25 protein-coding genes and 9 pseudogenes are annotated in these 22,226 nt (G+C 40.4%); 18 read left to right on the top strand and 16 right to left on the bottom strand.

Going from position 1 to position 22,226, the window contains the following annotated elements:
* Positions 1–468 precede the first annotated feature (468 nt).
* Positions 469–693, bottom strand: a pseudogene (locus IEZ33_RS11540) (tyrosine-type recombinase/integrase); the annotation flags it as partial.
* 360 nt (positions 694–1,053) lie between these two features.
* On the opposite strand from IEZ33_RS11540, the gene IEZ33_RS11535 reads away from it, so the two are divergent.
* The 7 genes and pseudogenes from IEZ33_RS11535 (at position 1,054) to IEZ33_RS11505 (ending at position 7,623) form a co-directional block, all read left to right on the top strand.
* Positions 1,054–2,733: a TIGR04141 family sporadically distributed protein gene (locus IEZ33_RS11535; RefSeq protein ID WP_240009513.1), complete on the top strand. Its 1,680-nt coding sequence runs from the start codon at positions 1,054–1,056 to the stop codon at positions 2,731–2,733.
* 137 nt (positions 2,734–2,870) lie between these two features.
* The gene (locus IEZ33_RS11530) at positions 2,871–3,845 is read left to right on the top strand and encodes a DUF4062 domain-containing protein (RefSeq protein ID WP_191600206.1); all 975 of its coding nucleotides are present in this window, start codon (positions 2,871–2,873) and stop codon (positions 3,843–3,845) included.
* Positions 3,846–4,029: 184 nt separating this feature from the next.
* Positions 4,030–4,998, top strand: coding sequence for a transposase (locus IEZ33_RS11525; RefSeq protein ID WP_191600205.1), 969 nt, complete (start codon positions 4,030–4,032; stop codon positions 4,996–4,998).
* 97 nt (positions 4,999–5,095) lie between these two features.
* Positions 5,096–5,329: pseudogene (locus tag IEZ33_RS11520) on the top strand (transposase); the annotation flags it as partial.
* 78 nt (positions 5,330–5,407) lie between these two features.
* Positions 5,408–6,376 (top strand): transposase, encoded by a 969-nt coding sequence (locus IEZ33_RS11515; protein WP_191600204.1) that lies wholly within the window; start codon positions 5,408–5,410, stop codon positions 6,374–6,376.
* Positions 6,377–6,473: 97 nt separating this feature from the next.
* A pseudogene (locus tag IEZ33_RS11510) lies at positions 6,474–6,998 on the top strand (IS91 family transposase); the annotation flags it as partial.
* A gap of 316 nt (positions 6,999–7,314) precedes the next feature.
* Positions 7,315–7,623: a DUF1272 domain-containing protein gene (locus IEZ33_RS11505; RefSeq protein WP_191600201.1), complete on the top strand. Its 309-nt coding sequence runs from the start codon at positions 7,315–7,317 to the stop codon at positions 7,621–7,623.
* A gap of 101 nt (positions 7,624–7,724) precedes the next feature.
* Here the strand turns inward: IEZ33_RS11505 and IEZ33_RS11500 are convergent, their stop codons facing one another.
* Positions 7,725–8,003 (bottom strand): type II toxin-antitoxin system RelE/ParE family toxin, encoded by a 279-nt coding sequence (locus IEZ33_RS11500; RefSeq protein WP_046225271.1) that lies wholly within the window; start codon positions 8,001–8,003, stop codon positions 7,725–7,727.
* The gene (locus IEZ33_RS11495; RefSeq protein ID WP_191600200.1) at positions 8,000–8,284 is read right to left on the bottom strand and encodes a type II toxin-antitoxin system RelB/DinJ family antitoxin; all 285 of its coding nucleotides are present in this window, start codon (positions 8,282–8,284) and stop codon (positions 8,000–8,002) included. The genes IEZ33_RS11500 and IEZ33_RS11495 overlap by 4 nt, the downstream gene beginning before the upstream one ends.
* Before the next feature lie 152 nt (positions 8,285–8,436).
* Here IEZ33_RS11495 and IEZ33_RS11490 point away from each other — a divergent pair.
* The 3 genes and pseudogenes from IEZ33_RS11490 to IEZ33_RS20760 form a co-directional block, all read left to right on the top strand.
* A pseudogene (locus tag IEZ33_RS11490) lies at positions 8,437–8,643 on the top strand (transposase); the annotation flags it as partial.
* A pseudogene (locus IEZ33_RS20765) lies at positions 8,622–8,792 on the top strand (transposase); the annotation flags it as partial. The pseudogenes IEZ33_RS11490 and IEZ33_RS20765, both read left to right, overlap by 22 nt.
* 18 nt (positions 8,793–8,810) lie before the next feature.
* Positions 8,811–8,993 (top strand): hypothetical protein, encoded by a 183-nt coding sequence (locus IEZ33_RS20760; protein WP_240009715.1) that lies wholly within the window; start codon positions 8,811–8,813, stop codon positions 8,991–8,993.
* Positions 8,994–9,379: 386 nt separating this feature from the next.
* Here IEZ33_RS20760 and IEZ33_RS11480 read toward each other — a convergent pair whose 3' ends face one another.
* Positions 9,380–9,646, bottom strand: coding sequence for a hypothetical protein (locus IEZ33_RS11480; protein WP_240009511.1), 267 nt, complete (start codon positions 9,644–9,646; stop codon positions 9,380–9,382).
* Positions 9,647–9,756: 110 nt separating this feature from the next.
* On the opposite strand from IEZ33_RS11480, the pseudogene IEZ33_RS11475 reads away from it, so the two are divergent.
* Both IEZ33_RS11475 and IEZ33_RS11470 read left to right on the top strand, forming a co-directional pair.
* A pseudogene (locus IEZ33_RS11475) lies at positions 9,757–10,281 on the top strand (IS91 family transposase); the annotation flags it as partial.
* A 316-nt stretch (positions 10,282–10,597) separates the two neighbouring features.
* Positions 10,598–10,906, top strand: a complete 309-nt coding sequence (locus tag IEZ33_RS11470) for a DUF1272 domain-containing protein (RefSeq protein ID WP_191600201.1) — start codon at positions 10,598–10,600, stop codon at positions 10,904–10,906.
* A gap of 101 nt (positions 10,907–11,007) precedes the next feature.
* Here the strand turns inward: IEZ33_RS11470 and IEZ33_RS11465 are convergent, their stop codons facing one another.
* Positions 11,008–11,286, bottom strand: coding sequence for a type II toxin-antitoxin system RelE/ParE family toxin (locus IEZ33_RS11465; protein WP_046225271.1), 279 nt, complete (start codon positions 11,284–11,286; stop codon positions 11,008–11,010).
* Complete coding sequence (locus IEZ33_RS11460; RefSeq protein ID WP_191600200.1) at positions 11,283–11,567, bottom strand: type II toxin-antitoxin system RelB/DinJ family antitoxin; 285 nt, start codon at positions 11,565–11,567, stop codon at positions 11,283–11,285. Before IEZ33_RS11460 ends, IEZ33_RS11465 begins: the two co-directional genes overlap by 4 nt.
* Before the next feature lie 152 nt (positions 11,568–11,719).
* Between IEZ33_RS11460 and IEZ33_RS11455 the strand changes: the two are divergent.
* The 3 genes and pseudogenes from IEZ33_RS11455 to IEZ33_RS20750 form a co-directional block, all read left to right on the top strand.
* A pseudogene (locus tag IEZ33_RS11455) lies at positions 11,720–11,926 on the top strand (transposase); the annotation flags it as partial.
* Positions 11,905–12,075, top strand: a pseudogene (locus IEZ33_RS20755) (transposase); the annotation flags it as partial. The pseudogenes IEZ33_RS11455 and IEZ33_RS20755, both read left to right, overlap by 22 nt.
* Positions 12,076–12,093: 18 nt before the next feature.
* Entirely contained in the window at positions 12,094–12,276 is a 183-nt protein-coding gene (locus tag IEZ33_RS20750) for a hypothetical protein (RefSeq protein WP_240009714.1), read from the top strand.
* A gap of 386 nt (positions 12,277–12,662) precedes the next feature.
* On the opposite strand, the gene IEZ33_RS11445 is transcribed toward IEZ33_RS20750, so the two are convergent.
* The 3 genes from IEZ33_RS11445 to IEZ33_RS11435 form a co-directional block, all read right to left on the bottom strand.
* Positions 12,663–13,229, bottom strand: a complete 567-nt coding sequence (locus IEZ33_RS11445) for a YqaA family protein (RefSeq protein ID WP_206696846.1) — start codon at positions 13,227–13,229, stop codon at positions 12,663–12,665.
* 179 nt (positions 13,230–13,408) lie between these two features.
* Complete coding sequence (locus tag IEZ33_RS11440; RefSeq protein ID WP_191600198.1) at positions 13,409–13,567, bottom strand: YqaE/Pmp3 family membrane protein; 159 nt, start codon at positions 13,565–13,567, stop codon at positions 13,409–13,411.
* Between the two features lie 62 nt (positions 13,568–13,629).
* The gene (locus tag IEZ33_RS11435; RefSeq protein ID WP_191600197.1) at positions 13,630–13,818 is read right to left on the bottom strand and encodes a CsbD family protein; all 189 of its coding nucleotides are present in this window, start codon (positions 13,816–13,818) and stop codon (positions 13,630–13,632) included.
* A 369-nt stretch (positions 13,819–14,187) separates the two neighbouring features.
* Between IEZ33_RS11435 and IEZ33_RS21030 the strand changes: the two are divergent.
* Positions 14,188–14,319: pseudogene (locus IEZ33_RS21030) on the top strand (Type I secretion system protein TolC); the annotation flags it as partial.
* 213 nt (positions 14,320–14,532) lie between these two features.
* On the opposite strand, the gene IEZ33_RS11430 reads toward IEZ33_RS21030, so the two are convergent.
* The 6 genes from IEZ33_RS11430 to IEZ33_RS11405 form a co-directional block, all read right to left on the bottom strand.
* Positions 14,533–15,108, bottom strand: a complete 576-nt coding sequence (locus IEZ33_RS11430; protein WP_191600196.1) for a cysteine dioxygenase family protein — start codon at positions 15,106–15,108, stop codon at positions 14,533–14,535.
* An 8-nt stretch (positions 15,109–15,116) separates the two neighbouring features.
* Entirely contained in the window at positions 15,117–15,836 is a 720-nt protein-coding gene (locus IEZ33_RS11425) for an enoyl-CoA hydratase/isomerase family protein (RefSeq protein WP_191600195.1), read from the bottom strand.
* Positions 15,837–15,838: 2 nt separating this feature from the next.
* Entirely contained in the window at positions 15,839–16,996 is a 1,158-nt protein-coding gene (locus IEZ33_RS11420) for a CaiB/BaiF CoA transferase family protein (RefSeq protein WP_191600194.1), read from the bottom strand.
* 301 nt (positions 16,997–17,297) lie between these two features.
* Positions 17,298–18,464, bottom strand: a complete 1,167-nt coding sequence (locus IEZ33_RS11415) for a type III PLP-dependent enzyme (protein WP_191600193.1) — start codon at positions 18,462–18,464, stop codon at positions 17,298–17,300.
* 277 nt (positions 18,465–18,741) lie between these two features.
* Entirely contained in the window at positions 18,742–19,167 is a 426-nt protein-coding gene (locus IEZ33_RS11410) for a YeeE/YedE family protein (protein WP_191600192.1), read from the bottom strand.
* A gap of 14 nt (positions 19,168–19,181) precedes the next feature.
* Positions 19,182–19,586 (bottom strand): YeeE/YedE family protein, encoded by a 405-nt coding sequence (locus IEZ33_RS11405; protein WP_191600191.1) that lies wholly within the window; start codon positions 19,584–19,586, stop codon positions 19,182–19,184.
* A 142-nt stretch (positions 19,587–19,728) separates the two neighbouring features.
* On the opposite strand from IEZ33_RS11405, the gene IEZ33_RS11400 reads away from it, so the two are divergent.
* The gene (locus IEZ33_RS11400; RefSeq protein ID WP_191600190.1) at positions 19,729–20,178 is read left to right on the top strand and encodes a tellurite resistance TerB family protein; all 450 of its coding nucleotides are present in this window, start codon (positions 19,729–19,731) and stop codon (positions 20,176–20,178) included.
* Positions 20,179–20,317: 139 nt separating this feature from the next.
* Here the strand turns inward: IEZ33_RS11400 and IEZ33_RS11395 are convergent, their stop codons facing one another.
* Positions 20,318–20,902 (bottom strand): superoxide dismutase, encoded by a 585-nt coding sequence (locus IEZ33_RS11395; protein ID WP_191600189.1) that lies wholly within the window; start codon positions 20,900–20,902, stop codon positions 20,318–20,320.
* Positions 20,903–21,054: 152 nt separating this feature from the next.
* Between IEZ33_RS11395 and IEZ33_RS11390 the strand changes: the two genes are divergently transcribed.
* Complete coding sequence (locus IEZ33_RS11390) at positions 21,055–22,029, top strand: hypothetical protein (protein WP_191600188.1); 975 nt, start codon at positions 21,055–21,057, stop codon at positions 22,027–22,029.
* The last annotated feature ends 197 nt before the right edge of the window (positions 22,030–22,226 follow it).

Below are 22,226 nucleotides of genomic sequence, written 5' to 3'. Positions count from 1 at the left end.
GACTTTTTATGTAGCACCACATCACACCTAAAACGAGTATCTTCTGTAGGTCCGGCCTTCAGGCCGACAAAGTACTTTAGAGTCATCAAACTCACTTAGACCGTATGAATGCAGACTTTTCATGTAGCATCAAATCCCACCTAAAACGAGCATCTTCTGTAGGTCCAGCCTTCAGGCCGACAAAGCCTTTTCAAGTCATTCAAACTTTATTGGAACGCACAAGCACAAAAAAACTGCGTCTTTTCATGTAGCATCACATCACACCTAAAATGAGCATCTACTGTAGGTCCGGCCTTCAGGCCGACAAAGTACTTTAGAGTCATCAAACTCACTTAGAGCGCATGAACGCAGACTTTTTATGTAGCACCACATCACACCAAAATGAGAATCTTTTGTAGGTCTGGCCTTCAGGCCGACAAAGTGTTTTTTGATAATACTGTCTTATTCTTTTTATTTAAGAAGAAGCTTTTATAGGATTAACTCAATTGGGCTATCAGTGCCAGCAAAATGCTGGCCTATAACATGGGTGTAAATTTGTGTGGTTGATACATCGTTATGACCCAGAAGTTCTTGAACGGTTCGAATATCTCTACCCGCCATTAATAAGTGTGTTGCAAAGGAGTGTCTGAAGGTATGACAGTTGACTCTTTTTTCGACCATTTTAGCGGCATAGACGGCCTTTTTTAAGGCCTTACGAGGTACTGAATCATGCCGCGAATAAAATTAAGAAACGGACTAGAAGGCATCACACACTCCTTGTGGATAATTGACCTGTAACTGTACAAATATACAGTTTTTTTAGGTTGCCAATAATTGGCTCGATTTGTCTAAAAAATAATCGCGGTATTGCGCGTTTGTACTGGCAAGAATTAAGAAAGTCTTTTAGTATCAATAGGTCAAAATATTCGCATCCCAAATAACAGGCTGTGGATAAATGTGTAAACCCGCACGCTCGGATTTCCAATTAACCAGTCTGTGGGAAAGGTTAAAAAGTGCCATAGAATCAGTTTTTTATAGGGATTTATATGGAAATTAAAAACAGTGTAGATGCGCATGCGCATTAATAAAATGTTAGGCATCAATATGGAGTATTCTGCAATGGATGGTGATGATAAAAAGCCGTACCTCTTTCTAAATTCATTTCTCGTAAAAGATGAGTATAAAGATCTTGATGTCAGTGAATTCTTAAAAAGTTCAGCTCAAGTTAATACCTACGACATTGATACTCAACATGAATTAGAGGGGAATCTTTTCGTAAAAATCCCAACGGAGAAAAAGCCTAAATGGACTACTTTTACTGAAGAAGTGACGGGGGTGGATTTGGATGAACTGTCGAATAGATCTAGCTCTGCGTTATTAATTATTAAAACCCCCAACAATACAATGGCTTTTATTTTTGGTTATGGCCGTTTTCTCTTAGATACCAAGTATTTTGTCCATGACTTTGGAATTAAAACAGCGCTGAACACTTTAAAACACGACAGTTTGAGAAGTGTTGATCTTTTTACTTTAGATGACCAAGCAGTACAAAAAAAGTCTCAAGCTGCGAGAGAGTCAGGTGTCGGCGTTTTTGGGATTGATATTTCGAAAGATGTATTGAGAGCAGTTACAGGTTCACCCAAAGCAGGTGTCAACTTAAAGAATATCTCAGGTGGCGATTCTGTATTTTCTTTCGGTTTAGAGTTAAACATTGATGAAATCAGTGATTTAATCTCAACGCTTTCGGACTATTACAATAATGACTCTTACAAAGGTGAGTTTTCATGGGTAGATAACATCCGTAAGATTAAAGAATCGTCTGAAATTTCAAACCTAGATAATCACCTTGTTACAGCATTAAAAGCTAAAAATCCTGATATATGTGTCACTATTCCTGAGTTAGTCGATTGGGATTCTATTTGGGGCTTTAGCTTTACGCGCTCTAAAAACACTATAACCCCTACAATTGATACTAACGACTACTATGCAAATCTTGATGTTGCATCTGTATCTATTGATTCAATAAAGAGAGATCGACTATTTGTATACGATGTCCATGAAAATGAAACAGAGCATCAAATATATAAATCTATTTACTTTGAGCATAAATTAAGTAACAAAGTATATGTGCTGTTTGCTGGGGCATGGTACGAAATCGCTACTGATTTTATGACAAGAATAAACACTACTCTTTCACAAATACCTATATCTAGCTTACCGTTCCCTGAAGTTTATACATGGAGTGAAGTCGTCGATGGTAAGACAAAGCATAAGATTGAAACCGAAGGTGACTACAATGAAAGGGCTGCCAGTACACATCCTTATTACCTTTTAGATAAAAAATTAATTAAAAGCAATAGAACGACAACCTCTATTGAGCTTTGTGATTTAATGACTGCAAACAAGCAGTATATTCATGTCAAACACCGAAAAGGTGGTTCAGCTGGTTTAAGTCACTTATTTGCTCAAGGTAGTGTGTCTGCAGAAATATTGTTGGGTGATAAAGCGTTTAGAAAAGCAACTAGAAAAGTTCTCAAACGCGTGTGTGATGGATTACAGAATACCGTCCCATTAGATAATTTCAAAAGTGACGGTGTAGAGGTTGTATTTGTAATACTTGGTGAAGATTCATCAACCTTGAAGGATAACTTACCATTTTTTAGTAAAGTGAACCTTTCAAAGGCATTTGAAAGTCTTTCACAACGAGGGTTCGCAGTACAAATTGCCGGTGTAGGCACCGTACCGAAGCCTTGATGCCTAACAAGTCAAATTAACAAGGACTAAAAACAGCGGGCTATCTCGCTACGCTCGTATTTTAGCCCACAATTTTTAGCCTGTTATTATGGGCGTTATGTGTCATTGAGAGTCATTAGCTTCATTAAAGAGAGAGCATGGATAAAAAATATCAAATATTTGTAAGTTCTACATTCAGTGACTTGATTGAAGAACGACAGGAAGTGATGCAGGCGTTGTTGGAATTAGATTGTATTCCTGTCGGCATGGAGTTGTTTCCGGCAGCTGATGATGATCAGTGGACCCTGATAAAAGGGCTCATTGATGATTGTGATTACTACGTTCTGATACAAGCTGGTCGATATGGCTCCATTGGGCCTGAAGGGAGAAGTTACACCCAAATGGAATACGAGTATGCACTAGAGAAAAACATCCCAATTATTTCGTTTTTACACTCTGATGTTTCAAAGATTGAGAAGGGAAAATCTGAAGACGTTGCAGAATCAATTGAGAAGTTAAATGCATTTCGTAATTTAGTGCAAAAGAAGATGTGCCGTTTTTGGGCTTCACCAGCAGAGCTAGGCTCTCAAGTGTCTAGAAGCTTGGTCAAGCTCATTAAAAGTAAGCCACAAACAGGTTGGATTAGAGCCAATTTAGCTTCATCTGACGAAGCAAATGCAGAAATAGCTAGGCTTCGAAAAGAAGCTGACGAATTAAAAGCTAAGCTAGAAAAAGCTAGAACTACGGCTCCCGAAGGTTCCGCGGGACTTCAGCAAGGTAATGATGTTTTTGTGCTTAATTATTCCTATTATTACGGCGGCGAAAATGAGTCCTCAGTGGAACTTACTTGGAATGAATGTTTTTATTTACTTGCACCTCTGATGCTTGACGAGTCTAGTGAATCAAATCTAAGAAAAGAGCTTGACGAGTATTTAAAGTTACAAACAGAGGAGCGACCAAGAATTCTCAATGTTAATAGCGTAGATTTTCAAACTTTGAAAGTTCAGTTTGTAGCCTTGGGGTTGATAGCTAAAAGTGAAAAGAAAAGAAGCATCAAAGATAGTGGAACATATTGGTCGCTAACTCCATATGGAGAAACCAAGATGATGCAACTTAGAGCGTTAAAGAGATAGCGATAAAGAAAGTGCCACGTAGCACATAATCGGGTAGCCGGAGGTTTCTAACCTCCAGCCCCCACACCACCCTGCATGCGGCTCCGCACAGCTCGGTAATCTAAGACACCCATTATTTTATTGATGTTTTTTTGATCACGGTCTAAACTAGAAAAAAACCAAACTCAAGGATGAGGAAAAAACGATGCCAAGGGCCAGAAGCCAACAAGTCAGTTTGTCTGATACACCTTACTATCACTGTATTTCTCGATGTGTTCGTCGTGCTTTTTTATGTGGTGAAGACTCTGTCACCGGAAAGAGCTTTGAACACCGTCGTGGGTGGATCGAGGCGCGAATTTTATTCTTAGCTCAACTCTTCTCTATCGATATTTGTGCTTATGCGGTGATGAGTAATCACTTGCATATTGTGCTGCATGTTAATGAAAAACAAGCCAAAAATTGGTCTACTCATGAGGTGTTGAGGCGCTGGCATTCATTGCATAAAGGTACATTATTCACTCAACAATATGTGCGTGGCGATACCATGCCGGACTATGCCATAGAATTAGCAGAAAGGTCGGCGGAAGCGTATCGAGAAAGGTTGTCTGACATCAGCTGGTTTATGCGGGAGTTAAACGAGCCGATTGCTCGGCAAGCGAATGTTGAAGATGGTTGCACGGGACGATTTTGGGAGGGGCGCTTTAAGTCTCAGGCGTTGTTAGACGAAGCCTCTGTTTTGGCTTGTATGGCGTATGTTGATCTTAATCCCATTCGAGCCAACATCGCAGCGACACCGGAAACATCAGAATTTACCAGCATCAAGAAACGAGTGAAAGCAGCGGGTGAAGGCGCTCAACCTAAAGCTCTGTATCCCTTTATCGGGAATGAGCACAAAGATAAAAACAAAGGGATCTTATTTAAGTTAACGGATTATCTTGAACTGGTTGATATGACAGGTCGTATTGTTCGACAAGACAAGCGAGGCTCGATTGACTTGTCGCTTTCACCCATTTTGCAGCGTCTTGGAATATCATCTGACAACTGGCTAACGATCGCTATTAAGTTCGAGCAAAATACTCATAGCGTGGTTGGTCAGGAGAACAGCATAACCCGTTACAAAAACGCCCAACCAAGGTCAAGGCCGAATAAACGGTGTTGTCGATTACTTGCCTAGCGTAACCAACGGTTTTATTTCAAATACCCTCGTGCCTTACTAAGCGGTAAGCAGATTTATTGGGTAATCTAAGACACCCATTACTTTATGGTAATCTAAGACGTATGGGCAAGGAGCGTTATCGACGATTGAAAAGGCAACGTTGGATGGCACACTGAGTCATTTAATGAGTCATCCATGGGTTGTTTATTGCAAATCTGCTTTAGAATATCGAGAAACTTTAGTCAGCTATTTAGCGCGTTATACTTATCGAGTTGGTTTAAATAATCATCGCCTTGAATCATGGAAAGACAATCAAGTGACCTTGTCCTATTTTGAGGGTAATCTAAGACACCCATTATTTTATTGATGTTTTTTTGATCACGGTCTAAACTAGAAAAAAACCAAACTCAAGGATGAGGAAAGAACGATGCCAAGGGCCAGAAGCCAACAAGTCAGTTTGTCTGATACACCTTACTATCACTGTATTTCTCGATGCGTTCGCCGTGCTTTTTTATGTGGTGAAGACTCTGTCACCGGAAAGAGCTTTGAGCACCGTCGTGGGTGGATCGAGGCGCGAATTTTATTTTTAGCTCAACTCTTTTCTATCGATATTTGTGCTTATGCGGTGATGAGCAATCACTTGCATATTGTGCTGCATCTTGATGAAAAAAAAGCCAAAAATTGGTCTACTCATGAGGTGTTGAGGCGCTGGCATTCATTGCATAAAGGTACATTATTTACTCAACAATACGCCCGCGGTGACACTCTGCCAGCTTATGCCCTTGAATTAGCAGAAAGGTCGGCGGAAGCGTATCGAGAAAGGTTGTCTGACATCAGCTGGTTTATGCGGGAGTTAAACGAACCGATTGCTCGGCAAGCCAATGTTGAAGATGGCTGTACGGGACGATTTTGGGAGGGGCGCTTTAAGTCTCAGGCGTTGTTAGACGAAGCCTCTGTTTTGGCTTGCATGGCGTATGTTGATCTTAATCCCATTCGAGCCAACATCGCAGCGACACCGGAAACATCAGAATTTACCAGCATCAAGAAACGAGTGAAAGCAGCGGGTGAAGGCGCTCAACCTAAAGCTCTGTATCCCTTTATCGGGAATGAGCACAAAGATAAAAACAAAGGGATCTTATTTAAGTTAACGGATTATCTTGAACTGGTTGATATGACAGGTCGTATTGTTCGACAAGACAAGCGAGGCTCGATTGACTTGTCGCTTTCACCCATTTTGCAGCGTCTTGGAATATCATCTGACAACTGGCTAACGATCGCTATTAAGTTCGAGCAAAATACTCATAGCGTGGTTGGTCAGGAGAACAGCATAACCCGTTACAAAAACGCCCAACCAAGGTCAAGGCCGAATAAACGGTGTTGTCGATTACTTGCCTAGCGTAACCAACGGTTTTATTTCAAATACCCTCGTGCCTTACTAAGCGGTAAGCAGATTTATTGGGTAATCTAAGACACCCATTACTTTATGGTAATCTAAGACGTATGGGAAAGGAGCGTTATCGACGATTGAAAAGGCAACGTTGGATGGCACACTGAGTCATTTAATGAGTCATCCATGGGTTGTTTATTGCAAATCTGCTTTAGAATATCGAGAAACTTTAGTCAGCTATTTAGCGCGTTATACTTATCGAGTTGGTTTAAATAATCATCGCCTTGAATCATGGAAAGACAATCAAGTGACCTTGTCCTATTTTGATAATAAAGCCAAAAAGGCAAGTCGATTGTCACTTAAACCCGCGGAACTGATTAGGCGTTTTCTTTTACATGTTTTACCAAAAGGGTTCATGCGTATTCGTCATTATGGTTATCTATCGTATGCGGTAAAAAAGCGGTCTTTGGAAAAGATTAAACGACACAGCGGTGAACCAACAAAGAAGGTAGAAAAAGTAGAGACAGATACGGCACTAACAGGGTGTCGATGCCCTTCCTGTGGTGAATCAAAGGTAGTTTATCTGGGAGATAACAACCATGATACTCAGTTGAGGTTAAATAGTAGTTAGAAAAGAATGGATTAAGACATGACAAGGGAAAAAATATCAGGTAGTGAGACCTGAGGGCTTTTACTTGCCTAATACTTAGAATTCGAGTAAAAGTATTAGGCAGCAATATGAAAAATCTAAAAACACGAAGGTTTTTTAAAAGTAACCTTCGAAGAGTACAAAAAAACACCGCGATTTAAACAGGGACGTCGCCAATCTTGAAAAAGCAAATTCCCAATAAATAAAGCGGCCGTTCAACAGACGGTTATAGCCATGGCTGCGCCACTGTATAACCGCTTAGTAGTTATGAGTCAGTCAGAATAGGGAGTATTTACTAATGCTAGAACTTCGTCCAAATTGCGAGAATTGCGATAAGAACCTTCCTCCCGATTCAACTGAAGCCTGTATTTGTACTTATGAATGTACTTTTTGTGTTGCTTGCGTTGAAGGTCTTTTAAAAAATGTATGCCCCAATTGTGGTGGTGGTTTTACTTTGAGACCTATACGTCCAAAAACAGCACGTAGGATGGGCGTAAGTCTTGAGCATCAACCAGAATCAAAAAAACGAATTCATACTAAATATAGCATTACCGAAATTAGAGAATTTTCTAATTCAATAAAAGAAATTGAGCCAAAAAATAGGTAGGGTATGGTGGCAACTCATAACAAACGTAGCCACCGGAACAACATTCCGCTACGCTACATGCTGCCCGGTGCTACGGGCGTTAGTTTGCCCATCGACCACAATCAGTCGGTAGGGAATTTTTGCTTCTGGTGTAGAACTCGCATTACGCGAATAGCTGAGCCGTCAACCCAGTAAGAAACGATCATTGAGATTTCGGGGATAATGAGTAGTCGTCCTCGAATACCATCACGTTGAACACCCATTAATGGTTGCTCAAGTAAATTTTCTACTTTAGCTTCGATAATTTCGTCAGTTTTGTCTGCCGCATCAGGGTTGAAGTCATAAAGAAACTCAAAGATCTTCTCACGATCATTTAGCGATTCTTCTTCCCATAAAATCATTGTTGACCTCGGCTCCGAATCTTTGCTTTTCGTTCAGCCATTCGTGCTTTTGCTGAGTCATGGTCAACAAATGAGGATTTTCCTGAGTCAAACTTCTCAAATGCTAGGTTTACTTGTTCAGTTAACCAAGCGTCGTGAGATAATGCTTTGCGTTGTTGTTCAGCCATTTGCTCAGTAAGTTCACGACAAGCATCGCTAAGTGTGCGTCCTTGGCTTTCAGCCATTTGCTGAGCTAAGCGTTTGATTTCGTCATCAACACGAAATTGAATTCGAGTGTCCATGAGTTGCTCCTAAATTAATGTACACACAAATGTTAGCACTAGCGTCAGGCAAGGGCAACTAAGGGTAATCTAAGGCACCCATTACTTTATTGATGTTTTTTTGATCACGATCTAAACTAGATAAAACCAAACTCAAGGATGAGGAAAAAACGATGCCAAGGGCCAGAAGCCAACAAGTCAGTTTGTCTGATACACCTTACTATCACTGTATTTCTCGATGCGTTCGCCGTGCTTTTTTATGTGGTGAAGATTCAGTTACAGGAAAAAGCTTTGAGCACCGTCGCGGTTGGATCGAGGCGCGAATTTTATTTTTAGCTCAACTCTTTTCTATTGATATTTGTGCTTACCCGGTATTGGCGTTCTCAATGCTACCGCCTTGTTTGCTTCCATCGGCAACGGTAGTCAATTTGAAAAACCAAGAGATTTGTCTGTTTGGCTTGGTATCACACCCAAGCAATATGCCAGTGGAGAAAAATCGATTCATGGTGGAATTACGAAACGAGGGAATCAATATTTACGCAAACAATTGATTCACGGTGCGCGAGCCTTACTCCACCGAACAAAAGGTAAAACAGATAAACTGTCTGTATGGATTCAACAAATTGTTGAGCGTAGAGGGCAAAATAAAGCGGCTGTAGCGACAGCTAACCGTCTTGCTCGATTAGCGTGGATTCTGCTTCAACGAAACGACGATTATCGAGCACTTTAATGCGATAGAAACTAATAAAGAAAGTTAGAAGCTGAAAACGATTTACCTATGTCGATGAAAAAATGATGTAAAAGTGGGTTCTCCGCACTTAACGATAGTCTGGTTCAAGACAAGGTTATTAAAACCGATTGGGTGTTTGAGACAGTTAAGTACGGATCTCATTAGGGCCAGAGAGCAGAAAAAATAGGTTTTCATAATAGGCCGGATATATGTCAGTACGACCCTTCATCAGTGATAATCGACAGAAAAAGATCAAGATCAGTTAATAAGAAAGTTAAAAATCACCCTAAAAAGAGTGATTCGATTACGTTCGGCCTTGACTACCCAGGAGTGTCCATATATGTCTATAGTATATTCATAGTAAACATTTGCCATATCGGCCATGATCAAAACACAACCCATATGGCTACTACCAAGAGGGTAATGACGATAGTCGCTGGTAACTTATATTTTTTAAATAACGTTTCTGCTTGATTACCTACTAATCTGACTAACAAGGCCAAACCAAAATAACGTAATGAACGGGCAATTAATGTAGCTAAAATGAACATGCCAAAGGCGTATTTACTCGCCCCTGCGGCCAACATAGCAATCTGAAATGGTATAGGTAAAAGCCCAATCGACAATACATACCAAAACCCTTGCTCTTGCATTTGTGTGGTGACTTTATCTAATTGCTGAGGGTCAGAAAACCAACTGGCAATGTGTTCAGTAAAAGAACTGAATTGGGTAATCTAAGACCCCCATTACTTTATGGTAATCTAAGACGTATGGGCAAGGAGCGTTATCGACGATTGAAAAGGCAACGTTGGATGGCACACTGAGTCATTTAATGAGTCATCCATGGGTTGTTTATTGCAAATCTGCTTTAGAATATCGAGAAACTTTAGTCAGCTATTTAGCGCGTTATACTTATCGAGTTGGTTTAAATAATCATCGCCTTGAATCATGGAAAGACAATCAAGTGACCTTGTCCTATTTTGATAATAAAACCAAAAAGGCAAGTCGATTGTCACTTGAACCCGCGGAACTGATTAGGCGTTTTCTTTTACATGTTTTACCAAAAGGGTTCATGCGTATTCGTCATTATGGTTATCTATCGAATGCGGTAAAAAAGCGATCCTTGGCAAATATTAAACGACAGAGTGGTGAACCAACAAAGAAGGTAGAAAAAGTAGAGACAGATACGGCACTAACAGGGTGTCGATGCCCTTCCTGTGGTGAATCAAAGGTAGTTTATCTGGGAGATAACCACCATGATACTCAGTTGAGGTTAAATAGTAGTTAGAAAAGAATGGATTAAGACATGACAAGGGAAAAAATATCAGGTAGTGAGACCTGAGGGCTTTTACTTGCCTAATACTTAGAATTCGAGTAAAAGTATTAGGCAGCAATATGAAAAATCTAAAAACACGAAGGTTTTTTAAAAGTAACCTTCGAAGAGTACAAAAAAACACCGCGATTTAAACAGGGACGTCGCCAATCTTGAAAAAGCAAATTCCCTATAAATAAAGCGGCCGTTCAACAGACGGTTATAGCCATTGCTTCGCCACTGTATAACCGCTTAGTAGTTATGAGTCAGTCAGAATAGGGAGTATTTACTAATGCTAGAACTTCGTCCAAATTGCGAGAATTGCGATAAGAACCTTCCTCCCGATTCAACTGAAGCCTGTATTTGTACTTATGAATGTACTTTTTGTGTTGCTTGCGTTGAAGGTCTTTTAAAAAATGTATGCCCCAATTGTGGTGGTGGTTTTACTTTGAGACCTATACGTCCAAAAACAGCACGTAGGATGGGCGTAAGTCTTGAGCATCAACCAGAATCAAAAAAACGAATTCATACTAAATATAGCATCACCGAAATTAGAGAATTTTCTAATTCAATAAAAGAAATTGAGCCAAAAAATAGGTAGGGTATGGTGGCAACTCATAACAAACATAGCCACCGGAACAACATTCCGCTACGCTACATGTTGCCCGGTGCTACGGGCGTTAGTTTGCCCATCGACCACAATCAGTCGGTAGGGAATTTTTGCTTCTGGTGTAGAACTCGCATTACGCGAATAGCTGAGCCGTCAACCCAGTAAGAAACGATCATTGAGATTTCGGGGATAATGAGTAGTCGTCCTCGAATACCATCACGTTGAACACCCATTAATGGTTGCTCAAGTAAATTTTCTACTTTAGCTTCGATAATTTCGTCAGTTTTGTCTGCCGCATCAGGGTTGAAGTCATAAAGAAACTCAAAGATCTTCTCACGATCATTTAGCGATTCTTCTTCCCATAAAATCATTGTTGACCTCGGCTCCGAATCTTTGCTTTTCGTTCAGCCATTCGTGCTTTTGCTGAGTCATGGTCAACAAATGAGGATTTTCCTGAGTCAAACTTCTCAAATGCTAGGTTTACTTGTTCAGTTAACCAAGCGTCGTGAGATAATGCTTTGCGTTGTTGTTCAGCCATTTGCTCAGTAAGTTCACGACAAGCATCGCTAAGTGTGCGTCCTTGGCTTTCAGCCATTTGCTGAGCTAAGCGTTTGATTTCGTCATCAACACGAAATTGAATTCGAGTGTCCATGAGTTGCTCCTAAATTAATGTACACACAAATGTTAGCACTAGCGTCAGGCAAGGGCAACTAAGGGTAATCTAAGGCACCCATTACTTTATTGATGTTTTTTTGATCACGATCTAAACTAGATAAAACCAAACTCAAGGATGAGGAAAAAACGATGCCAAGGGCCAGAAGCCAACAAGTCAGTTTGTCTGATACACCTTACTATCACTGTATTTCTCGATGCGTTCGCCGTGCTTTTTTATGTGGTGAAGATTCAGTTACAGGAAAAAGCTTTGAGCACCGTCGCGGTTGGATCGAGGCGCGAATTTTATTTTTAGCTCAACTCTTTTCTATTGATATTTGTGCTTACCCGGTATTGGCGTTCTCAATGCTACCGCCTTGTTTGCTTCCATCGGCAACGGTAGTCAATTTGAAAAACCAAGAGATTTGTCTGTTTGGCTTGGTATCACACCCAAGCAATATGCCAGTGGAGAAAAATCGATTCATGGTGGAATTACGAAACGAGGGAATCAATATTTACGCAAACAATTGATTCACGGTGCGCGAGCCTTACTCCACCGAACAAAAGGTAAAACAGATAAACTGTCTGTATGGATTCAACAAATTGTTGAGCGTAGAGGGCAAAATAAAGCGGCTGTAGCGACAGCTAACCGTCTTGCTCGATTAGCGTGGATTCTGCTTCAACGAAACGAAGATTATCGAGCACTTTAATGCGATAGAAACTAATAAAGAAAGTTAGAAGCTGAAAACGATTTACCTATGTCGATGAAAAAATGATGTAAAAGTGGGTTCTCCGCACTTAACGATAGTCTGGTTCAAGACAAGGTTATTAAAACCGATTGGGTGTTTGAGACAGTTAAGTACGGATCTCATTAGGGCCAGAGAGCAGCAAAAATAGGTTTTCATAATAGGTCGGATATATGTCAGTACGACCCTTCATCAGTGATAATCGACAGAAAAAGATCAAGATCAGTTAATAAGAAAGTTAAAAATCACCTTAAAAAGAGTGATTCGATTACGTTCGGCCTTGACTACCCAGGAGTGTCCATATATGTCTATAGTATATTCATAGTAAACATTTGCCATATCGGCCATGATCAAAACATAACCCATATGGCTACTACCAAGAGGGTAATGACGATAGTCGCTGGTAACTTATATTTTTTAAATAACGTTTCTGCTTGATTACCTACTAATCTGACTAACAAGGCCAAACCAAAATAACGTAATGAACGGGCAATTAATGTAGCTAAAATGAACATGCCAAAGGCGTATTTACTCGCCCCTGCGGCCAACATAGCAATCTGAAATGGTATAGGTAAAAGCCCAATCGACAATACATACCAAAACCCTTGCTCTTGCATTTGTGTGGTGACTTTATCTAATTGCTGAGGGTCAGAAAACCAACTGGCAATGTGTTCAGTAAAAGAACTGAATAAAAAATAACCGACCGAATAGCCAGCAATAGCACCCGCTACGCAGCCTACCGTAGCCCAACATGCTAACCACCATATTTTTTCTCGCCGAGCTTGCATCAAGGGAACTAAGATTGCTTCTAAAGGAATTGGAACAATTATCGATTCTAAAAATGAAGCAATAGCCAAAACGGCATACACATTACCCGATTCTAGCCATTTTTTGGTTTTTGTTTGTAGATTTGCCATCATGTTCTTAAGAATAATAACAGCAAGTTACATAGCAAAGTGATAAAAACTCTCATTCAAATACTCAACCTTTAAAAAATACTTATTTTTGCATTAGGTAGCTAACTGAAAATAAACAAGTAACCTAATGTAAGTGCAGGCTTTGAGGAGAACCTCAAAGTCTTGCACTCTTTAGTGCGTTATCGCTTAGCTATGATCCATACTGCGTGGATGATCCCAGGAATATACCCAAATAGTGTCAGTAAAATATTGAGCCAGAATGCACCTCCTAAGCCAACTTGTAAAAAAACGCCTAACGGGGGCAATAATATTGAGAAAATAATTCGTATTAAATCCATTTTAACCTCACAATTTCAGTTGTTAGTGTAGGGTGTTCTCTTGTAATCTTTTTTAGTATTCGTTAATTAAGCTCGTTGAACGCTTTTTGTGCTTCTTCTTTAGTCATGCCGTATCTTTCTTGCATTATGCCGTAGAATTTTTCAAATTTACCGCCCACCTCTGTGATTTCATCGTCGGTTAATTTTCCGTATTTCTTTTGTATTGAACCAGTCAACTGATTCCATTTACCTTTTGCTATGTCTTTATTCATCTTTATGCCTATTGATTCGATTTAATGTTATTAGCCATATCTGTCGCTTTTAAAAAGTAAGATGTTGATATAACGAATTTAAAGTGCTCTTTGTTTAATGCTATTTAAATGCCAATAATCAAAAAAATTATAAGATTTTGATAAGTAAGGTTTTTTTATTTTTTTTTCCCAGCGCCATGCCGCTTATCTGTAATTTTTACTGGCCAGTATGCAATTTGTACCAACTGGAGCCAAGAACAATACTACACATCCATTAGTGCCATAATTAGAACAATACTGGACATCCATAGCGTTATGGATGTTTATTTGATCGGGGTTTAATTTAGAAAGAACAAAACTCGAGGATGAGAGGAAACTACGGCAGGAGCCAGAAACCAACAAGCCAGTTTATCTGATACCGCTTATTACCACTGTATCAGTCTATGCGTTCGCCGTGCTTTCTTAGATGGCGAGGATTCTTTAACTGGAAAAAGCTCTGAACACCGTCAAGGGTGGGTTGAGGTGTGAATTTTATTATTAGTTCAAACTGTTTGTCTTTACTCGTATTAATCTAAGGTTCGTAGAGCCTTAGTTTTAGACGTGTTTTGTGTTTTCACGAAAATCATTTATTAGCTGAGTAATGAACGAATGGCGCTGATGTGAAAATCAGTAAAGCCATTCGTGAGTAGAAAAACAGATCGATTGAACGTTCAGAGTCTAATATTAATCTAAGGGTTAGACCCAAATATTGGGTAATACATCGTTGCTATAGTCACTGATAAATGAGTTAGCTTCAAACGTATTTTCATCAAATGTTGATCTTTCAATTTTTCCGATATTACCGCCATAGACATGGATACTTATCGCAACGTCTGAGCTGTCATTAAACACTTTGTGTATATCGCCTTCATCTTCGGGCCCAAAAGTAAAGACGTCTTTGGGGTGGCTTGTTTCTGGACTTTGAGCCCGGAGCACTTTGTCTTGGCCTCGCGCATAAGGTATTGAAGTTTCACTACCGCGTAACTGACCAACAGCACCCCAAACCGTGTGATTATGTATAGGGGTTTGTTGACCCCTAGCCCAAACAAAGCTAACTATACTCATGCGTTCAAAAGGATCACAATAAAGTAAATATTGTCGATAGCTGGATTGGTTAGGTAACGCAAACGATTCGGGCAACCAGTCGTCATGACTTACTAACTTTTTTAGTTCACTTTTTAAGTTAGCGGGAGGCTGCGATGGTTCACCAGGTGGAGACAATGCGGCCGTAACTTGAGTAACAAAATGTCGTAATCTATTAATCTGAATCATAGTTAAGCTTATTTTTGTGTTAGTGACTTTCGATAGGTAAGAATTCGATTCTTTAAACCGGGTTTTGACGCCGACTGAACCAGAGCATTCATATCCATTTGACGAGTATCGATTAAAGCAGCGGCTCGTAATGCGGCTGTCGTTTCTGGACTGAATGACGTTGCCGCGTTACTGATCGTTTCAAGAAGATCCGATTCTTCTATGCAGTGTGTGACCAAACCGGTTTCCAAAGCCGTTTCTATTCTTATCGGTTTTTTATTGCCAATTAAGGAAAGCGCCTGATTGGCCCCAATAAGATTGGATAAGCGACGAGTTCCCAGTACTAAACCAAAGTTTGGTCCTGGAAAAGAAAACTTTGCGGACTCACTAGCAAAACGATATTGACAGGCTGAAAATAAATCAGCACCTGCTCCATAAGCCGCGCCCTGATTAAACGCAATCGTCGTATAAGAAGCGTGTTGTATGAGTTGTAGCAGGTGTTCAATTCGCACAAAACGCAGTAGTAAATCGCCATCGGAAAGTTCCTCTATATCCGAAAGGTCAAACCCCGTGCACAGATGTCGGCCTCTGCCAATAATCACGAGCGATGTTATTTCAGAAGGCATGTCTTTTTCGAGTAACAAAATCATCGACTCAACCATTGCTGGTGAGAGAGCGTTTCCTTTGTCAGGGTTAGAAAGATAAAGAAAGCCTGTGGTGTCCTTTTGCTCAAATTCAATCAAAGCCATGCCTATCCTTCTCCCTGTCCAGCCTTTAGACCTATTTCACTTAAGATTTCATCATTGTGTTCACCTAAGCCGGGTGCCGTTCGATATATAGGTAAGTTCTTACCATTAATTAATGCAGGGTAGCCAAAGGTTTTGGTTTTTGCTCCAGAGGCTAGCGTTAGGTCACTCACCCAACCTGAATGTTCAACTTGAGGGTCTTCTAGAGCTTTAGAATAAGTGTTAATTGGCTCGCAAGGAACACCCACAGCACGTAATCGTTCAACCCAAACTTCGGCAACATCCATTGCAAAACAGGCTTCTAAAATTTCTTTAAGTTCGGACTGGTTTTTAGCGCGATCTGTTGTAGTAAGAAACCTGGGCTGTTTCACCAACTCTTTGAGGTTGACAACATCGCATACGGAAGACCACAATTTGTCATTTCCGGCAGCCAGTACAAAGTAATCGTCCTTTGCTTTAAAGGCTTGGTAAGGGGCATTTCGCGGGTGCGCTGATCCGAGTTTTTTCGGATCTATTCCGGTACCAAAGTATTCGCTTGTTTGTAATGCTGATACTCCCAAGCTAGCACCTAACATAGACATATCAATAAAACCGCCTTCACCACCTTCAGCTACTTGTTTTAATAGACAAGTAATCGTGTAAGCCGCGTACAGTCCGGCACAAAAATCCGATACTGGCACACCGGCTTTCACTGGCGCCCCACCTTGTTCACCGGTGACGCTCATAATACCGGAAGCGGCTTGAACAGTGACGTCAAAACCGCCATCGTTCGCACGAGGGCCAGTTTGCCCGAAAGCCGAAACCGAGCAATAAACCAACTTTGGATTTAATTCTTTAACCGCTTCGTAAGATAGACCAAGGCGTTTCATTACTCCGGGACGGTTGTTTTCAACCACGACATCTGCCCCCGCAATTAATCGACGAGCGGCCTCTAAACCAAATTCAGATTTTAAATTTAATGTAATAGATCGTTTGTTGCGGTTTAAAGACGCGAAGTTTTCACTGAAGCCTTCAGACAGAGGGGGCCAAGCACGCATAGAATCACCACTTTCTGGCTCTACTTTAATCACATCTGCCCCCATATCCGCTAAAGACATACTTGAGAAAGGCCCTGCCGCTACGTGGCAAAACTCAATAACTTTGATATTTTTTAATGGTTTCATTTATCTCTCTCGCTTAATCAAATGAGGTGTTTTGTGATTCTGTTAGCCAAGTATTACACATTGATTGTGTTTTATAGTAATACGATTTTTCATATATCAACATATTATGTGTTGTATATCAATACATAATGTTCTGCATACAAATACGAAAAGTACAAAAGTCGTGATTATCACAAAATTAAATGCAATAACTCACGATCAGGTAATCAAGCAAAGCGAGGGAGAGGGTGGGCGTTTGAGGTGCTGTTTGTGCGCTATAAAACGCCCGTACGAATGAGGGCGTTTTATAGGTGGAGGTCTATTACACGTAATAAGAGGCTAAAGGCGGGAAGCCATTAAATTCTACCGCACTGTAAGTCGTAGTGTAGGCTCCTGTTGATAACCAGTAAAGGCGATCACCAATTTCCAAGCTTAATGGTAAGCCGTATTTGTAGTTTTCATACATAATATCAGCACTGTCACAAGTTGGACCCGCGATCACTACGTCTTCTACTTCACCGGATTTTTCTGTGTGAATCGGGTACTTGATGGCTTCGTCTAAGGTTTCAATAAGGCCTGAAAACTTACCCACATCGGTAAAGATCCAACGGTTTAATGCCGTATTGGATTTACGAGAAATTAACACCACTTCACTGACTAATATACCAGCATTAGATATCAAAGAACGACCAGGCTCTAAAATAATGCGTGGTATGTTTGCACCAAAATCTTCTTCCAAGAAACGGTTGATTTCTTCGGCATAGGTGGCAAGGTCGTTAGTCCGAGTAATGTAGTTAGCAGGGAAGCCGCCGCCCATATTAATCATCTGTAACTCGATGTCACTCTCTTCTTTAAGGCGCTCAAAAATAACTTTCACTTTACCAATGGCTTCATCCCAAGCCCCAATGTCACGTTGCTGGGAGCCAACATGGAAAGAAACGCCGTAAGGAACAAGTCCAAGTTCTTTGGCCAATACAAGTAGGCTAATCGCCATATCAGTGTGGCAACCGAACTTTCTGGACAAGGGCCAGTCTGCCGTCTGAGATCCTTCCGTTAGAATACGAATGTAGACACGTGAGCCAGGCGCTTGTTTGGCTATATTATGTAAATCGGCTTCTGAGTCAGAAGCAAACATACGAATGCCTTTATCATAAAAATAGCGAATGTCTTTGATTTTTTTTATGGTATTGCCGTAACTGATCTTTTCTGGAGAAACGCCACCAATCGCAAGTAACTTGTCTAGCTCATAAATTGACGCCACATCAAAATTTGCGCCCTGATCTCTTAATAATGTCAGAATTTCAGGCGCTGGATTGGCTTTCATTGCATAAAAAATATCAGCAATAGGGAAGCCTTTTTTTAAATCAATATAGTGTTCTTCAATGGTTTTGGTATCGATGACAACAAAAGGAGTTTCTTTGGTGTCAGCCAATTTTTTAAGGCGTTCGAAGCTAGCAGGTGTGTAGAAAGAATGGACGTCAATAGTCATTAGATGGAGTTCTCCTCATTATTACAAAACATAAACCGAAAGATAAATGCGTCTTTACCTCCCCCCCATCCTACTCATGGCTGTTGCTTATCCGGTGTGAACCTTAAGCGACTGCGGCAGCAGTTGAAGCGGTGCGGATTATGTTCAGTAACGACGCGTGCGCAATTTAATTTCAGAATGATTCTAGGTCAAGCTTTTTTTATTAATTAGGTCACTTTTAGAATCATGACAGTTTCCATTCATTTAAGCACTCCCCATTATGGCTTTGTTCTATGGTTTATTGTGGCTTTGTTTGTAATTTTGATTGCACCTGAAATAACCCGCTACCTAAAATGAGTGCGATAACAAAAATAATACCTTCGGATGGATTGTTAATGAGAGCGGTCAGTCCTGGACCCGGACAATAGCCACTCAACCCCCAGCCTATTCCAAACAAGATTGATCCGATGATTAATGGTGAATCGATGTCTTTTCGAGTTGGTATGGACCAGCTGGAGTCGAATAATGGTTTTTTTCTGCGTTTTTGAATTTGGTAACCAATGAATCCAATGGCGATGGCTCCTACCATCACAAAGAGTAAGGAAGGGTTCCAGTTTCTTGTTATATCCAAGAAGCCAATAACCACAGCTGGGTTGGTCATTTCTGAAAAGGCCAAACCAACGCCAAAGAGCAAGCCGGTAATAAATGTAATTAGAGCCTTCATATCGTCTTCCTATGTTAAATACTGTTAAAAAAATAAACCGTGATGATCGCGCTGGTTATAAAAATTAATGTCGCGATAATTGAGCGAGGTGACAGCCTTGATATTCCGCAGACACCATGACCGCTGGTGCAGCCACGCCCTAATCGAGTTCCATAGCCTACAAGTAATCCTGAAATAATGAGAAGTAATGTACTTCTGCTTTCAGGAAAGTCAGTGTGTTGAGGGATTAGGTTGCCGTAGGTACTGCCGCCAAGAATAAGTCCGATAATAAAGAGTATCGGTAGCCCTCTCTCCTTATTGAATAATGCTTGAGCAAAAATTCCGCTGATGCCGACTACTTTTCCTGTTGTAAGTAGGTAAAGGGTCGCGGCAACACCAATCAATAGCCCACCGGATAGTGGTAAAATAAAATTTTCCATAGTTACACCTAAATCAAATATTAGGATTATCTTATATTAATAAAATCTAATTTACCAATGTTTTTCGTTGCATTATTTTTACATCTTTTAAACAATGGGCTTCGGTGTTATTGGTTATAATGACTAAAAAATGGAGCCAATTATGCTTTTTGAACTCAAAAAAATGTTTGCAAACTTAACACAATCACCCTCTGAAGAAAGTGATGTCTCCTATCATTTGGCGCTTGCTACTGTGCTTGTCGAAATTATGGTGTCTGATGATGAGGTTGATCAAAGGGAAATAGAAAAAATACTCGAGATTTTAAAAGCTCAGACAGGTTTGGATTCGGAAGTTGAGGCCATTCTGGAAGAGGCGAGATCTCAGTCTAAAATGGCTAACGACATGTTTAAGTATACCAATGTCATTAATGAGCAAGCGAGTCGCGCTGATAAAGATGAAATTATGCGATGCTTGTGGCGAATTGCCTATGCAGATTTAGAGCTCGATGAGTATGAAGATCACCGTATTAGAAGAATCAGCGAATTGCTTTATGTACCTCATTCAGACTTTATTCGAACCAAGTTGGAAGTGCAAAAAGAGTTAGCGCTTTAATGTTTCAAATACCCCATTTTTATCGTCGCTATTTTTGAGTGGATTCAAAGAAATAAGCCCCAGACAAACTGGGGCTTATTTAAGCATTTAAAAAGATTACATTGTCTTTTAAAACACTTTTATACTGCGTATAACAGGATTAAGCGGCGAAGTTTGCTGCAGCGAATTCCCAGTTAGCAAGCGCCCAGAAACCTTTTAGATAGTCAGGGCGTACATTGCGATAATCAATGTAATAAGCATGTTCCCAAAGGTCTACGGTTAATAGTGCCGTTTGGCCATTAGTTGACGGTGTACCAGCATTGCTAGTATTGACGATTTCTAATTCACCCGCGGCATTTTTAACTAACCAAGTCCAGCTTGAACCGAAGTTGTTTACGGCTTTATCGTTGAATTCAGCTTGGAATGCTTCAAAAGAACCCCATTTTGCATTGATGGCATCGGCCAATTCACCTGTTGGTTCACCGCCGCCATTTGGGTTTAAACTATTCCAAAAGAAGGTGTGATTCCAGATTTGAGCGGCATTGTTAAAAACCGGGCCTGCTGGTGCAGCGGCAATGATTTCTTCTAAAGATTTGCCTTCGTATTCAGTTCCAGGAACAAGACCGTTTAATTTAACAACATACGTGTTATGGTGTTTTCCATGGTGAAACTCTAGTGTTTCTACTGACATGTGAGGCTCTAGAGCATCTTTAGCGTAAGGAAGAGCTGGTAATTCGAAAGACATATCTTTTCTCCTAGCGTTAATATACAAAAATGCTTGTTATCAAGCAGTTAATGGTGCTTATATAGTAGCACTGAAAAAATGAATTTTATATTCATAAAATTAGTATGGTTATTAAATTTTCCCTTTAGTTGTAGATAAAGAAATTGAGCTCGATGTCCAGAAACGATGATGTAGATATCCCAAGCCTTACTTTAGACCAAGATGAAGTAAGCGAAAGACGAACCGCTAACTCTCAAACCAAGCGGAAATTAAATCCACCACCGGCTCACCCAGCGGGTGTGTCAACAGGAGCAACGGCTAAAAAGACAAGCCTTGGAGGTGTGTATTTTTTATTGTTGTTGATTTTGGCTGGTGCCAGCGGAGCTGGGTATTGGTTATGGGAGCAAAATCAAATGCTCTTAAACGAATTGCAGCTAACGAAAAGTGAGGTGAAAAATTTAGATCACCAGTTAATTGCGGCAGATGTGTCGGCGAATGCACAAGGGTCTACTTTAGAAGAAACGTTAAGCGTCCACAGTAGCGAAATCCGCAAATTGTGGGGTGTGTCTTATGACACAAATAGAAAAGCCATTGCGTCTAATAAAGCGAATATAGATTCGATCAACAGTACGATTTCGTCACTAAAAGAAACAACATCGACTCAAGCAAAATTAATTGCTGTTCAGGGTGATGCGTTTAATGAAGTTGAAGCAGGTTATAATCAATTAATTGACGCTGTTTCAGCACTGGAAGAGATTAAGACAACGCAGCAAGGCGTTTTAACTGAGTTGACGTTAAATCAGGACCAGTTTGAAAAAACGGCCGCGGCTTTGGATACCAGAGAGGTTGAGTTGCAGGGGCGAGTGGAAGCCAACTCTATTCAGCTCTCATCTTATGAATCTACAATTTCAGCGTTAACAGCTAAACTCGATGATCTATCCAAACAAGTCGCGTCTTTAGCTAATAAGCCGAGTCAAGCCGTTACGCAAGTGGTTTCGAATGACGTGCAAAAAACGTTAAAAGATCATCAGGAAGCGATCGATTCGGTGGATGCTTTTAGAGCTCAAATAAACACATCCATAAATCGTTTAGAGTCTCAAGTTTTACAAATACAACTTCAGCAACAGTTGGACGCAGACGCGCCTTAAAATACTGAATACGCGTTGGTGATTGTCAATAAAAGGTCGATTTAATCGACCTTTTTTGGGTTTTGAATTTGACTCTTTTCTTGTTTCTCATGCACTTCGCGCCTTTCAGCTTGGGTTCGATAGGTAGGTTCGATAGGTAGGCTCGATGGATTGGTTTATTATGTATAGGCAAAAAGTTTTATCGGCGTCATGTGCAC

The sequence above is a fragment of the Marinomonas algicola genome, assembly GCF_014805825.1.
Classification (GTDB): domain Bacteria; phylum Pseudomonadota; class Gammaproteobacteria; order Pseudomonadales; family Marinomonadaceae; genus Marinomonas; species Marinomonas algicola.
This window is presented reverse-complemented; position numbering and strand designations above follow the sequence as displayed.